Genomic DNA, 14977 nt, shown 5'->3' with positions numbered 1-14977 from the left:
TTTAAGATCAATTAGAGCTGTCTGTTTGGGCAGCTTTTTTTTGAAATGCTATTAATAACTAATCCCAACCTGATCAATAAATTTTTCCCATAACTCTTCGGCTATTTCTTTTGCGCCTAATACCCTTGCATCTGAAGAGCCAAACATGCTGCGCTGAGTCCACACAAGTTCATAATCGGTTTTTTCAATATTAAAAACATTTTCCAACTGAATCACGTTTTGAGAAACTTTTTCCGAAAAAGAGTAATTGAGACCTGAACGGCGGAAGTGGCTTTCACTTGGAATCTGCACTGTCATATAACCTTTGCTATCCACCTTCCTCCTATTAGTTATAAGACAGGTAAAAGATTTTTTATCATTGTGCAGGATTCTAGCCTGAATATCTTCGAGGGTATTGATTTCTGATAATGATTCCTCAAAATATCTTCTGATTATTTCAAAGGTATTTTCCCTAAAATCTATTATATCAACTTCTGTAAAATCCTGTTTTACCTTGTAAGCCTTTTTAGTTTTTTCTGCAATAAGGCTAGAACCGCCATTAGGATCTACTTTCTTCAAAACTTTTTCAGAGTTAAGTAATCGCCTTAACTCCTGAACGATATTCAAATATGCTGTATTCTCATTTACCCAATCAGAAATAGGTTTACCATCGGTAGGTATTGCTTTCATTTCGCCGAACGGTGATGCATGCCAATCACATGGCTGTGCAATCACGGGAACGATAATCAAATCCCCGTTTTCTTTACGTTTTAGTGCATGCTTGAACTCGATCTGATAACAATAGTTTGAATATAAATAATCGGGGCTCACAATAGCGATGAAAATTTCTGCCTCATCGAGCTTCTCTTTGATGTCTGCGTTCAAATTGCCACCGGCCAAGATTTCCCTATCAAACCAAGCAGAAACTTTACCCTCTTCCCTTAAAATCGCCATGTGTTTATGTAGTTGCTCCAACACACGATTATCGATATGGCTATATGATATGAATAATTTTGACATAATTACAAGTTTATAAGAATTGACAATATAAAAAATTAGTAACCCATACAAGAATAGTGTTCTATAATTAATGGATAATAAAAAACCAATTGATGAATTTTGTAGTTCATCTTATTTCAGTGAAATCTCCGATATATACTCCCCTAGCAACCAATTACTCATATTCATGATCTGCACCCCAGCCTCTTCATTTCTTTCTGTTACTGGAATACCGTTAATGAAACAAAGATAATAGCTTCAGCTTTACTAAAAGCTCTGAAAAAGTACTGGATTTCAAAGTATTTACGAAGCGCTGGGAACGCTATACCAGCAGAATTCCGAAATAAAAACATATAGTTTTACCTCACCTTTCCTATCCGGCACTATGCATTTTGGGAATGGTGGCAGTATATTATGCAGAATGCTTTAATCGTACCTGCTTTGAAAAGTGAGATTAAAGGGCTCAAATTTTGAGCTCTTTACCAAATAATAGGTATTGTTTAAGTAGATGCTTATTTATAATTTTAATAAACCATAAACGCTTTTACTCAATCAAACATTCTTGCCCTAACTATACACGTCCTAATAGCTTTTGGCAGGATGTTACCATTTGATATAGATATTAACATATGACATAAACTAACATTGTAATGAAAACAAACATCTTATTGGCACTTTCATGCATGCTTTTGTTAACACATAAGAGCATTGCGCAAACTGGCATACTGGCCAACCCAAAAAATCAAAACTTAGTACTCAAAAAAGTTCAGGATCAGGAGTTACTCGTTCCTTTGGAAATTGATTTTGTAAACGCTTCACCAAACCCCATACAAGCGACCATACAAATCATGATAGACAATAATGCCCCTGAGCAAATTTCTAGATTAGTACCAAATGATTTTTCGAATACAACTATCATCAACAATAATCAAATTCTTTCAATAAAATCAGCTGAATCGGTTAAAGCACCCAGTCTATTTTATCTTAGAATCGCAAAAGCAGTTGACCTAAAAACGGATAAAAATCTTACCCTAAGAATTTTGGATGGCAGTATCGAAATATCGACCATCAACATATCCCTTCAACCAGGTACATTAACCTACACCCAGACACGGTATTTTGATATAAATGCAGTGCCCAATGTAAAGTTAACAAGCGTAGTGAAAGTAGAATCAGCAGAAAACGTACTAACTGTTTCGGGGTTTCAGGACATCACTGAAAATGGTTACACCTCCTCGGTTTATGTCAAAAGAAACATAGCACTTAAAAAAAATGAGGCCTTCGTATTGAGCGAATGGAGCTTTTTTAAAGGGAAAAATCTTTCTTCCATACCCATTTCACTTACCACTATCCCATTTAAAATCCGGCCAGCTATAGTCGTTAACAGTTCTGAAAACAAGACCAATGAAATAAATAGTGTTGCCAGTACAGGTATTACCAACGTTGGGTTTAACGTTGACATCTTTAAATACCAGAGGGATCACTACTTCTCTAATGCGAAAAAAACAGCCCATAAATTTAGTATCGGATTCTGGGCAGCTCCTTCCGTTGAGGAACTATCCCCCGCAACCACTAACAACTTCCTGACAGAGGGCACTTCTAAGCAACTTTTTGTTTCTACTGCATTAACCTTCTCTTACTCTTTTAATGACCTATCCTTTGTCTTTACCCCTATAGCCTTTGATTATGGTACGACTACCCTGGGTAAAAATTGGATTTACAATAAGCAGCGTTGGTGGGGATTTGGATTGGGTATCACACCTAAAATCTTCTCGAGCCTCTTAAATAAATAATACCAAAACATAGAATCAAAAAGCCATAAAAAATAGTAATATGAGTATTAATATAAAAGCTGTGAATGTAGGTGACGGTGATTGCCTGATCATTACACTAAAAAAGGAACAGGAAACCCGCGTTATCATGATTGATGGTGGAGATCAGGGAAATGAGAAACGTGTACTCCAAGTACTCGCCGAGACATTAAAAGAAGCTAAGCGCGAAGCGCCCGATTTACTGGTTTGCACCCATTATGACCAGGACCACATTTGGGGTTTGATCGCCGTTTTAGACACATATGGGGATAAGATCAAAAAGTGCTGGGTGCATACACCAGATCAGGAATACGGTAAATATGTCGGCCTACTAAGCGAAGCGAAAAGCCATTATGAAAGTTTCAAGCAGGGCATGAAATCTGAAACGATACCCTTATCCTCAAATTTAGCTGATCCGGATTTTCGTGCTGAGGTGGAAGTCATCATTGAATCTTACACCCAGATGAAGCGGTTTACTCAAAAACTCGGACCTCATAGAATTATTCAGCCATTTGCGGAAAACAATATTCATCTGGATGGATTTCCAGAATTTAAGGTCATTGGGCCAACTGAAGATTTCTACAAAAGTTTCTTTAAACATTCCAAAGAATCTAACAAGCTGGTTCAACTGATTAAAGAATATATAACCATCGACGAAACCCTGATTACCGAAGACTTGCTAGAGAACAATGAACAGATATCAGTATGCGACAAACTTGGCAAGAAATCAATTCCGAAAGTGAGTAGCGTTAACATGGTCAGCATCATCATCTCTTACGAAGAAGATGGTAAGAAATATCTTTTTACAGGTGACGCTGGCATCGAGTCCTTCGAATCCATACTAGACTATCAAAACAAGCTCAAAAACTTATTTTACCTTACCGTGCCGCATCACGCCGCGCAATATAATTTTTCAAAAGCACTAATTGAACTCACCAGCCCAAAAATTGCCTTTGCCTCGGCAAAAGGTGAAATGGAACAAGATGGTAAAGTCAGGAGACCACACCCATATATCATTGGCTGCTTCAAGGAAAAAGGTATAGATGTTCACCTTACACAAAACTGTACAGATTATTTGAAACTGACAGAAGACCATAAGGTAGTATATAAAACAAAGGTTTAATTGTTATTAAAATTTATTGGGATTTAGGGAATACCTATATTTGGTTAAATATACGCTCATGGATGTTTACAGTGCTTTTTCTCAAATTGAAAGTTTTGGGATTTCGTTCCTAGACCTATATCATATAAGGATGAAGATGTTGAAGGTCAACCGACGACTCATCACCTCTTCCCGTGATAGCTTATACCAAAACTAAATAAAAACTAAATAAAATTTTTTCTTAATAGATGGCTAAAGTATCTACCTGTCCATATTCTGATCTTTTTCAACGTTATCCGCGAATTGGTATTCCGGAATACCAACGGCCCTATCGCTGGGATGAGCAGAAAGCGACCGACCTTCTGAATGACTTCAATGAGTTCTTCCTGAATGATCAGAATAAAGCACAAGAGTATTATATGGGTAGTATCCTTTTCTTTAAGAATGTCGAATCTGATGTTTATGAGGTCATTGATGGTCAACAGCGACTGACAACCTTAATTTTACTGGAAGTTGCCTTGACCGGTCATCTAATGCCCGAAAAACAGTTGAAATACAATAGCCACACATCATTTCTCAATATTAAAAAAATAAGAACTTATTTTGAGGGAAGGAAAGAATTACTGCTGAAATTACAGGAACACAATTTCCTGAAAAGACTTTGTTTAACCATTGTAGTTAGCGACAATGAGGATAACGCATTCGCGTTTTTTGAGAGCAACAACAACAGGGGCGTAAGTCTGAGTGCAGATGACTACCTTAAAGCATACCATTTGCGTGCAGTTTCCTCAGAATACCTACAGGAAGATCTTGCAGAGGAGTGGGAGCGAAAAACATTCAACGCACAACGTATAAATGATGCAGAAACAGGCCTGATACACCTTTTCTACAATATACTTTATCGCTCAAGGAGCTGGAGGGGAAAAGATACGAGACAACCTTCTAAACCCCTAGTACTGGAAACCTTTCAAAAACAGACAAAGAAATCGCTAAAACCCAATGTTTTCCCACTCTTCGCGAGTAGTCAGAACCTGAGATATAAAGAGATTGATCTCGACCAGTCGGAACCATTAGTCGAGTACCAGGAAAACAACTTAGCAAAAACAACACTGCCCTTTGCCATCAGGCAGCCGATATATAAAGGCTATCATTTTTTTCAATATGTTGATAAGTACCACGAAATATATCTGGAACTTTTAAGAAATAAATCTGATCAACACGAAGTTCATAAAATGCGGAAGTTCTATGATGATGTCTATGACAAAAATATGTCGGTTTTTCTGCGTCATTATATGCAACTCCTTTTAGTCACCTATTATGATAGGTTCTCTGATGATCAGCTTTACAAGGCTGTACAATATTTTGATTATTTCATAGGAAGCATCCGAATTGATAAATATTATGTCAGGGAGGAAGCTGTAAAAAATAGTTTGACAAAAGATATCGATCATAATTTATTGGATATAATCAGTAACGCTTACCTCCCAGATGAAATCTTCGATTTCATTACCGCCCAAAATAAAGTAATGGAAAGTTATAAGAATGAATCATTGGAAGGCAATGATGGCGTCAGGGCCCAGTATAAACAAAGGGTGTTATTGTATTACCAAAAAACCGAAACAAAATTGCATAATCGCGCCTCATGGATACAATAAAATCAGAATTGATTGATTTAAAGAAGATCATTGAAAGAGACTTACGTTTCAATGTACCGCGATACCAACGGCTTTACGTATGGGAAGAAGAACAGGTAAAAACGTTATTTACAGACATCTATACTGCATACAAGGCGAAAAAAGAAGCTTATTACATCGGGGGTATTATCATAGTACGCAATAAGTCATTAGATATATACGATCTGGTCGATGGGCAGCAACGCTTCACGACAATTTGGTTAATGGCAAATCACCTGGGAGGAGCCTTAAAAGCGTTCGTGAAATCTAAAGGTGAGTTGCGCTTAAAATTTTCCATTCGGAAAAACGTAGAACAATATTTCAATTTTCTTTCTAATGAAGAATTGGATTCAAATACTGAAGCATTTGATGATTTAGTCAGGATTTCAAAAGGCAGAAAAACCATTGAGAACTTTATTGATTCCAATCTCAATGATTTTCATGATAAAACAGCCTTTGTCGATTACATTTTAAAGAATGTAAAAATGGTTTATACTCAAGTTCCGGAATCAATGGACCTAAACAAACTTTTTGAGACACTGAATAATCGAGGAATACAACTTTCGCAACATGAAATCTTAAAAGCAAAACTGCTATCGTTTCTTCCGAATAAACAAGAGCGACATCGTTATGCGATCATATGGAATGCTTGCAGTGATATGACTAATTATTTGGAACGCTCGTTTGCATATGAAATTGGCAATAGCAGAGATATTGCGGACAGTTATAATAAGTGGAGCTATCGCCATGATTGGAAATATTTAGTTGATACTCTTAAGCACAAGAGAGTAGCCGAGAATAAGATCTTGAATCTCAGTGACATTTTAGCCAAGGATTTTGAACCTTTCAATAACAATGCTGATGGACAACCCAATGAAGATTTTTTTCATCCTAAGACCAGCGATGATGAATTCGAAAAGGTTAGAAGCATTCTCAGTTTCCCTCAGTTACTTTTGCACACGCTAAGAATTTACCTGTTTGAAAAGAAATCTCCTGATTTAAATAGAATCAATGAAAAGGAATTGCTACTCACCTTCTCTAACTACCTCTATAAAGACCTTAACGAAAAAGAAAGTCGAAAATTTATAGATGTTTTGTTGAGGGTAAGAGAAGTTTTTGACAAATACATCATTAAGTGGGTAGAAGAGGAGAAAAATGAAGAAATCCATCAAATCAAGATATTAAGTAAAGAAAATAAAATTAAAAGAGGTAAAAGATTTTACCTGAGGCGCAAAAAAAGTAACGAAACCAATGGACTAGCCCTATTGCAAAGTATGCTTTACCACTCCCAACAAAACACTACCCAATACTGGTTGACCCCATTTTTGTATCGCTTATTAAAACAGCCTACTCTCGAAGATGCCTACCAGCAACTGAAATATCTTGATAATGCGATGTTTTCAAACTCTTCAATAGAAGACGATCTGATCATCCGGTCACTAAAATGCATGGATACAATACCTGACTTCGTAGCCGACCTTAAGATATTAAGGACTAAAAAAGGAACCGGGTTTCCACATTACTGGTTTTATAAGCTAGAATTCGTACTATGGCATGAGCGGTCGATTTTTCCAAAAAATAAGCTTTGGGACGATTACAAGCTGACGGCAAGAAACTCAATTGAACACATCGCACCCCAACATCCGAGAGATATCAGGGATAAGGTTTGCGATGAGTCGCTGGATGCCTTTGGCAATCTCGTGCTTGTATCCAGAGGGATCAATTCAGAATATAGCGACTGGTCTTATCCCGTCAAACGAAGTAAATTCCAGAATAAAAAAGATAAAGGAGATCGTAATTGCCTGGAGTCGCTAAAATCAGACCTGATCTACTCAGAACATGAAATTTGGAACGATGTTCAAGCAGAATTACATCAGGATCAAATGATAAGGATTTTAGGGAACTATTTTGAAAAAACCAAGATTCAGGCTGACCGGTAAAATAACATCATTTATATTAAAATTAATATACAAAATATGACATTTGAGCAAATTCTAGAGCAGCAACATCTTTTACTACCAAAAGCTGTACCTGTAAGCAAATCGTATCGTTCATTTTTGGAAGAAATATTTGATAAATACCTCGACTTACTTTCTTCTATTTCCCCGAAAAAAGTGAAAATTCAAGGCCTATCCGCTCCCATCAACTTTGCCAGTACACTCAAAACACAAACAGATGTGGTCAATGGTATACTGGAGTCCTTGGATCTATATTATGGGGGTTCGCCATCCAAGGCATACGCCAGATTTGAGAAAATGATTAATGACAGAACAGGTAAATATAAAAAACTACTTAACATCAAAAACCTTGATGAAGGTGAAAGCTTTTACCGCTTACGCGTGAAAAAAGAGAATTTTCCACTGACAGCAAAAGAAATGTTTCACATTCCCTTCGAATTACGCGGGAAAATCTCTACTCAGCGTTATAGCATCCCGGGATTTCCATGTCTATATTTAGGAAAGACCATCTATGTCGCCTGGGAAGAATTGAAGCGTCCGAATCTTGACGAGTTTCAGGTTGTGCGGCTTCAGGCGACCAAACCATTGAAACTATTAAGTCTAACTGGTGAAGAATGGGGCAGCAATTCCTATCACAGAACACCCTATAAATATCTAATGACCTGGCCAATTATAGCTGCCTGTTCTATTAAGGTCTCCAACTATGACGATGCCTTTAAATCTGAATACATTATACCTCAACTGCTTTTGCAATGGGTAAGAAATAATAACGAACTGGTCGATGGTATTATGTATAATTCCACACATATTCCTAATAAAAAACTGACCACGGAAGGGCAATTGTATAATGTGGTACTACCGGTGAGGGAAAACAATGAGAAAGGAATATGTAGCCATCTTGCGGGGTGCTTTCAGACTACCGAAACCATATCGAAGCAATTGATTGATTATACTACCGGGGGACAGACTTTTGGATATTCAAATACGGAAAGACAAGCTATCAATAACAAAATGCCAGACCTGGAAATCATCCCTGGGCAAAAGTTTCCCTACAGTTATTCAGTATTGGGCATGATGGAACTAAAACTCGAGAATATGAGCCTAAAGAAAGTTGAATAACAGAATAGGATTTCGCACGGAATATCGAAGGCAACTATAAATCGCATAACTCCTCACTAATCAACATTCGATTTAAAAATTATGCCAAATTTTTAAATTACACTCTCAAAGCATTTTCCCGCTAATTCCCAGTCCACCAGATCAAACAATATTATTATATTTGGTGAAACGATCTCAATATGTATTACCTACTCCATGCTTCATCTGCGGTTTGATAATCGTACGAGTTCATTTCATACCATTCATTCGACCATCTGAATTAAAGGGTAAGATTTACCAAACCAAATATTATTCAACCAAAAAATCAACGCTCCAATGCCATTTACCCATACTTCAACAGATCACAATCCATTACTGAATGAAACGGAAATATTTGTGAAAGACATCGATTTGCTTGCTCAACATATTGGGCATCTCATATTAGGCAAACATCGCCACGTTGCCGAAATATTGGCTGCAAAACACAATACCCCTACTCCTTCTACAGGTGTAATGATAGATAGAGCCTTAAAACAACTTACGGTTAATAGCGCAGATCAAAGACACAGAAGGGATGGATGGTTATTTCAATACATGACCTGGATTACCATGCGGATGAATATGGTAGGTAGTACATTATGTCCTTTGCTCTTCGGTAAGTCCGGAAAAATAACACCTAATCTACCCATAATTTTCATTGACATTTACCTCATTTTTATATAAATCGGGGAGCATTTTAAATGCTAACATATTTATTTATGACCAGTGCTTTACCAGTTACCTCCTTCAAAATATAGGCACATTTTTATCTTTTTGAAATTTAGCGAAAGCCACTATCTGAAAAGACCAAAAAATTTTATCAAGGGCGAGATGATGCCCATCTATTTACGGATTACCGTGAAAGGAAAACATTCGGAATACTCTGTTGGCAGAGAAATTATTCCCAGCTTCTGGTCGGCGCTTAAAGGAAAAGGCACTGGCCTGCGCGAGGATATCCGGGAACTTAATGATTATCTGGACACGCTGGCGTCAAAAGTTCGACGGTTTCATACCACTCTTGAGAAGTTTAACTTTGACAATATCGGCCGAACTGAACTGAGAAAATGGTGGCGATGTTTTGTTGTCAATTTGCAGTTAATTACCGGATTTGAGGTAACGGTAGTATTGTTAAGAACTCTAATTCAATTTGGATTAACAACTCGGAATTTATGATTTTTTTTACTGTGACTGTGCTAATTTTCGGGTTTACAATTATATTACTTTATCCATATATTATTTGTAAGCTCAACATCAGAAGGGAAACAAAGGTTCATGATAATTTTCTCATTATGGTATAATTAATTGCCATCTGTAATTCTATAAGCCACGTCAAAAAACTGATACCATTTCGGCTCAGGGGTTGTACAGGATCTGTTTGCGGTATGTGCATAAATTTTTATATCGTCAGTGTTTGCCGCTGGCTGGCAAATCATAAATGCGTGGGTTGGTCTGACTATAGGAATTTTAAAAAAGCCATAATCCCCAATAATTGCATCTTCGATCTCAATTTCGCTAACATTTGAATATTGTTGAGAAAGCTTCTTTAGTGCAGATGTAAGTTCCTGCACCCTATAACATAATCCTTCCGTACATATCTTCAGGTTAGGTTGTTGTGCTTTGATTTCTATTCCACCGCTTTTTAAGCAGTGAGCTATAAAATGGGCACAATCGCTTAAGTTAGCCGAAGGATTATTATTGTATATACCACATACGTTATCACTAAGCGCTGCGTATTTTTTCGCATAGGCAATTGCTGCAGGATTTTTATATTTAACTGTTGATCTATCGGACTCATAGTAATTTACTTCTATTGCCGTTTTCATTTTCTTAACAGAAGATAGAGAATCAGTGATGTCCACTTCCATTTTTAATGTTTTTCTCTTTGCGCAGCTTGCGAAGAAAATACAGATGCTGATGGAAACCATGTAAAAGAATATGCGTCTCATAATTTTTATCTTTTAGTTTATTTACGGTGTAATTTCAAATGTGCTGACCAATACAATTCTATTATTTCTGTTTTCAATAAGTTCATCAAGTGATGCAGGGTTAGCACCTTCCCAATTTTCAGTTTCTATGACCACGAGTTGAAATTCTTTATTGCTGCTGGCTACATAATCTATCTGAATTCCATCGCTATTACTTGTGTTGGGGAGTTGAATGAATGCCTCACCCCCACCTTTCTTAGCCGCTGCTTTCCAAACAAATCCTCCAGTTGGCTTTTCCCTAACTACAGCGAAGAAACTGGTTAAATTTTCTTCAGGGGTACCTTTTATAGAGGTAAGGTCAAATTCAATAGCAGGTTTGACATAACTATAACCATAACTTACCGTTAGAAGTCTTTTGCCCATGATATAAGCATATCCGGAATGGTACACATCGGATATCCTACAATCCTTGCTTAGATCTTTTGTCGTTCCCGCATTGTAGTTAAAAGAGTTTTCCTGAAAGTGAACCAGTGAAAATTTTAAAAATGGATTATGTAATTCTTTTCCTTTTTCGTCATTGACAGCCAGTTCGATGTCCAGGTACCAAAGATTATGTTGTCTATCGAATTTTGGCAAGTAGGTAATGATTCCCAAATCTTCAATATATTTAGGGCTAAAGCTCTCATGATCATCTTTATGAACCGAATTTACATCATAAATATTCTGGGGATCACGAATTACGAAATTGGCTTTTGTTAACAATACGTCCGAATTTGCATTTAAGCCATCATATGGTTTTACTGTATCTGAGACAATATCTTTTCCAACAATAGATATGCAATTATTTTTAACCATTTGGTTATTATACAAGGCTTTAGGTTCGTTTACAATAAATCCTATTCTTTCGCCGTTGCCAGAGGTTAACCTTCCCCTTTCGAAGAAGATTCTTAACCGATTCATCGTTACAGCTTTTTTAAGCGTATTACCTTCTTTCCATTCTTCAGTTACCGAAAGCAGCTTTATTCTTTTTTGATCTGAAATTTTAGGGGGCTGGGGTTTTTTATTATTTAATATTTTAATTAAAAATGGCTCTTGGGACAGTCTGTTAAAAAAATCCCTTGACTTCCTAGATTCTCCTCCCACAGATTCATCTTTTGTGCCCCACTCTTTAGGATAATAACCTGTAAACTGTGACTTATTCTTAATCCAAACCCATTTCTCCATGTACTTGGTTTCTCTGATATTATAACTCACCTTTAAATCAACTGCATAATTTTTAAATTCATTATGGTCAGTATTGACTTTATTCAAGGTCCGTTCCATGTTTTCCAGTTGCGGAGTCACCTCAATGCTGTATTCGAAAACGGCAGGCGATTCTCCATTTTTAGCGTTAGTATTAAACTGACGGAAATTTATTTTGTTGACGGGCATTAATGGAGTCCAGTCTTCGGTAGGCGTGGTAATATGTTTAGGGTCATCAATATACTCTTCCCATTTTGCATATACTTCTATATTTCCTGTAGGTTTGGTGTTTCTAACATAGCGTGTTATTCCCCCGATGTCTCGATAGGAGTATAATTGTTCAAGATTTGCAGTTGTGATAAGTTCTACATTGGTCTGGTTTTGTTCTTTTTGGCATTTTAAAAGATTATTAAACTTCGGTCTTACCAAAGGCCTTTGAACCGCATGCACTAGAGAAAATTCAAAAGGTGGGGTCAACAAATCGTTACCGCCAAATTTCGTAAACTGGTTGGTGTTGCCAAAAGTTTCCATTTTATCTGCAAAATCATCAACCAAAATGGTGCGCGCGGTTACAAATATTTCACTTCCTTTTTTTAGACGCACAGTAATGGTTTCGTTGCTCTTACTAATGGAAACAAGATCTGAATCTTGTATATAATCACCAACAGAAATTTTCCAGGCATTAATTTTAGGATACTTCCCTGTAAAATAGAATTCTGCTTTTTCATATTCTTTATATGCTGTCGCTTTTATCAATCTATCTTTATCTTTAAAAAATTCAAGTCTAAATCCATTGGTAAGAGGATCGGGGAGATAGTTGATTTCACAGGTACCCGGATAAAAATCTTTCATCCGGGTTGATTTTAGGAACGCATCATTCTTTGTATACCTGCGGGGAGTCCCGTCAGCTGATAACACTGGGGACCAGTCCCCCTTATTGTCCCAGTCCATTTTAATTTCACCCTCATTAGCGGGATAATGATGCTTGAGATACCATTGATAGGACTGTGCTATCGTCATTCCCTCCTCATTGTCGTTGAAAAGCTTGTTATGCCACATTGCCTGCTGAAACGAAATTGCTGGTGGAAGTATGTGACGTATGCTGGTTTGGGTGGTTTTGTAAATTTTGTCATCATCAACATCACTAAAATTTCTGATCACCAGGTTGTTTACACTTTCTCCTTCTCTATACTGGACAGGTGTACCATCGTCATTTAGAAGTTGGTGAAATAGCCTAAACTCAATTGGTTTAACAGGTTCGTTTCTTTTGAAAATAAATTTTTGTGTGACTAAGCAGTGCGACTTCTCCCTCTTTCTACTATCCTGCTCTTCATGAAATTTGAGGAGCAAGGAATTTGGAATGGCATATTTGTTTTTGTATTCGGGAGTTAGAAATAACTGGATTTCCCGTCCAAATATCAATTTCTTATTTGTGATCTTTTCTGCAGAATAAATCAGCTGAATGGGCAGATCGCTGATGTTTGTATGAAGCCTTGAGAATTTCCCTGTTGATTTCCTTTTGTATTCTACTCCTTTGATTTCGTAATCTTCTATAAAAAACTTGCTCAACTGTTCTGTCACAAACTGTACAGATTCACTAATAGAACCTTCATCTATTGATGATTCGAAATTCTTCTCGTCTTCCTGGTTTGAAAAAACACTCGGCATACCAATGTTTTCCCCATTCCAATTGTGCATGGCCGGATCGGCAACCACTTTGGCCTCCATATTTCCAGTTTCACCCTTTAAAAAAGCATGAGTGCCAGAATCAGTATTTATTCCTACATTTTGAACCGTTAATTCCTTGGGTAAAGCAATCTTACTACCTAGTGTTCCTTTTAAACTCACACTTCGGAGGCCAATAGAGGTAAGGCCTTCACTTTCAATGCTTTTTACCGAAAACCTATATCCACTTCTTATTCTGTAAAGATAGTTTGGCAACAAGGTGTTAGTGCTATCTGCTTGTTCCTGCACATTTCTTTCTGCACGCTGAATTTCCTCTAAAGACATGTTATAAGTATTTACTCCAATAGTCATTGCAGCCGTATCAAGTGCCAAGAGCTGTTTTCTGATCAGGTATTTTTCATATTCACTTACGCTGGGATCATCTAAAATGTCGAGATATTTTTCATATTTCTCTTTAACGGATTTCAAACTAATTAATTTACCACCAACATCATAATTAAAAGCTTCGATTTGGATCGGGACGGAATCGACCAATGGTGCTTCGCGAACAATGACTGCTTTATGTGTTGTATAAATTTTACATGGCGTACTCAAATGCTCCCAGGTTACGCCAGCTAAAGATTTAACATTTGCTTCCAGTTCACTTGAAGAAAAAAAAGACAACTCGAATTCGTGGCCGTCGTTGAAACTGGAAAAAATGTCTTCACTTACTTCGAAATCAATTATTTGCCCCATTAACCGTTGAAGAACAGTATTTGAATCAATAAAAGACCAAAACTCCAATATACTAGCGGTACTGTCATAGATAGAGCTATATTTTAAAGATTTGGCTTCTTGCAGCATCGATTTTAGCTGTATCGCATTAACTTGTTCTGAAAACGAGGAAATACCATCTAATAAACTGGCAAAGTTTTCTACTTCATCGTTAATCGAAACTAATTCTGAACGTAACGAGCTTTTAAGTGGGGTCAGTGCTTTTTTTTCCATTTTAGTAGAACTTAGTTCCGCCATCATCGATTTCCTCATCCTTTGTGCGTCCGGAACAGATCCCTTAAACATGGTGGTTGCTTTGTTAAATGAAATATCCAATGTTCTACTGAAACCAAAGTTCTTGGGACTAGCAGCATCAAATGTATTAATTGGCAGGCTACTCCAAACGGCATCCACATTCTTGATCACCTCCGGAAAACACACTTTTAAACCTTTAGGATCAAGGACAGTATCTGCTTTGTTGAGTTGAGCTATTTTGAGTCCAGGAGTCTTCACTATCATAGAAAAAATAGAATCACTTTTCCCAGCAAAGTTGATCAGGAAATCCCTAAGAACATTTGTATCAGTCCCACCTTGAGGGGCATCATAATTTGGATTTAAATCTATACATAAAGAGAAGCGATATGACTTAGTACTTTGATTATAGCCATAGGGCAAAATGCTGGTAAGAATATTTTTAATAGGAGTTGCCATG

General features: G+C 37.0%; 10 protein-coding genes. 7 read left to right on the top strand and 3 right to left on the bottom strand.

The genetic code is table 11. The features are described from left to right. Positions 1-51: 51 nt before the first annotated feature. Positions 52-999: a toll/interleukin-1 receptor domain-containing protein gene (locus EZ456_RS01030; protein WP_131526514.1), complete on the bottom strand. Its 948-nt coding sequence runs from the start codon at positions 997-999 to the stop codon at positions 52-54. Positions 1000-1628: 629 nt separating this feature from the next. On the opposite strand from EZ456_RS01030, the gene EZ456_RS01025 reads away from it, so the two are divergent. The 7 genes from EZ456_RS01025 to EZ456_RS00995 all read left to right on the top strand — a co-directional run bounded on the left by EZ456_RS01025 (position 1629) and on the right by EZ456_RS00995 (position 9832). Then, entirely contained in the window at positions 1629-2771 is a 1143-nt protein-coding gene (locus tag EZ456_RS01025) for a hypothetical protein (RefSeq protein ID WP_131526511.1), read from the top strand. A gap of 40 nt (positions 2772-2811) precedes the next feature. Continuing rightward, entirely contained in the window at positions 2812-3912 is a 1101-nt protein-coding gene (locus EZ456_RS01020; protein WP_131526509.1) for a ComEC/Rec2 family competence protein, read from the top strand. A 227-nt stretch (positions 3913-4139) separates the two neighbouring features. Continuing rightward, positions 4140-5546 carry a DUF262 domain-containing protein gene (locus EZ456_RS01015; protein WP_131526507.1) on the top strand — a complete coding sequence of 469 codons (1407 nt, stop codon included), beginning with the start codon at positions 4140-4142 and terminating at the stop codon, positions 5544-5546. Beyond that, complete coding sequence (locus EZ456_RS01010; RefSeq protein ID WP_131526505.1) at positions 5534-7504, top strand: DUF262 domain-containing protein; 1971 nt, start codon at positions 5534-5536, stop codon at positions 7502-7504. The genes EZ456_RS01015 and EZ456_RS01010 overlap by 13 nt, the downstream gene beginning before the upstream one ends. Before the next feature lie 36 nt (positions 7505-7540). Continuing rightward, entirely contained in the window at positions 7541-8641 is a 1101-nt protein-coding gene (locus EZ456_RS01005; RefSeq protein WP_131526503.1) for an RES domain-containing protein, read from the top strand. 315 nt (positions 8642-8956) lie between these two features. Next, positions 8957-9343 carry a hypothetical protein gene (locus EZ456_RS01000; protein ID WP_131526501.1) on the top strand — a complete coding sequence of 129 codons (387 nt, stop codon included), beginning with the start codon at positions 8957-8959 and terminating at the stop codon, positions 9341-9343. Between the two features lie 90 nt (positions 9344-9433). After that, positions 9434-9832 (top strand): Arm DNA-binding domain-containing protein, encoded by a 399-nt coding sequence (locus EZ456_RS00995; protein ID WP_131526499.1) that lies wholly within the window; start codon positions 9434-9436, stop codon positions 9830-9832. Positions 9833-9957: 125 nt separating this feature from the next. On the opposite strand, the gene EZ456_RS00990 is transcribed toward EZ456_RS00995, so the two are convergent. Next, on the bottom strand, positions 9958-10605 hold the full coding sequence (locus EZ456_RS00990; protein WP_131526497.1) for an amidase domain-containing protein: 648 nt from the start codon (positions 10603-10605) through the stop codon (positions 9958-9960). 21 nt (positions 10606-10626) lie between these two features. Further along, on the bottom strand, positions 10627-14976 hold the full coding sequence (locus EZ456_RS00985; protein WP_131526495.1) for a hypothetical protein: 4350 nt from the start codon (positions 14974-14976) through the stop codon (positions 10627-10629). Position 14977: the final 1 nt, after the last annotated feature.

Origin of the sequence: Pedobacter psychrodurus (genome assembly GCF_004331735.1) — a bacterium.
GTDB classification, from domain to species: domain Bacteria; phylum Bacteroidota; class Bacteroidia; order Sphingobacteriales; family Sphingobacteriaceae; genus Pedobacter; species Pedobacter psychrodurus.
Note: the sequence above shows the minus strand (reverse complement) of the source record. Positions and strands in the feature narration are given on the sequence as shown.

Excerpts from the sequence above, each read along its gene's own strand:
- EZ456_RS00985 (WP_131526495.1), bottom strand. The coding sequence starts at position 14,976 with ATGGCAACTCCTATTAAAAATATTCTTACCAGCATTTTGCCCTATGGC.
- EZ456_RS00990 (WP_131526497.1), bottom strand. The coding sequence starts at position 10,605 with ATGAGACGCATATTCTTTTACATGGTTTCCATCAGCATCTGTATTTTC.
- EZ456_RS01030 (WP_131526514.1), bottom strand. The coding sequence starts at position 999 with ATGTCAAAATTATTCATATCATATAGCCATATCGATAATCGTGTGTTG.
- EZ456_RS01000 (WP_131526501.1), top strand. The coding sequence starts at position 8,957 with ATGCCATTTACCCATACTTCAACAGATCACAATCCATTACTGAATGAA.
- EZ456_RS01025 (WP_131526511.1), top strand. The coding sequence starts at position 1,629 with ATGAAAACAAACATCTTATTGGCACTTTCATGCATGCTTTTGTTAACA.
- EZ456_RS01020 (WP_131526509.1), top strand. The coding sequence starts at position 2,812 with ATGAGTATTAATATAAAAGCTGTGAATGTAGGTGACGGTGATTGCCTG.
- EZ456_RS01005 (WP_131526503.1), top strand. The coding sequence starts at position 7,541 with ATGACATTTGAGCAAATTCTAGAGCAGCAACATCTTTTACTACCAAAA.
- EZ456_RS01015 (WP_131526507.1), top strand. The coding sequence starts at position 4,140 with ATGGCTAAAGTATCTACCTGTCCATATTCTGATCTTTTTCAACGTTAT.
- EZ456_RS01010 (WP_131526505.1), top strand. The coding sequence starts at position 5,534 with ATGGATACAATAAAATCAGAATTGATTGATTTAAAGAAGATCATTGAA.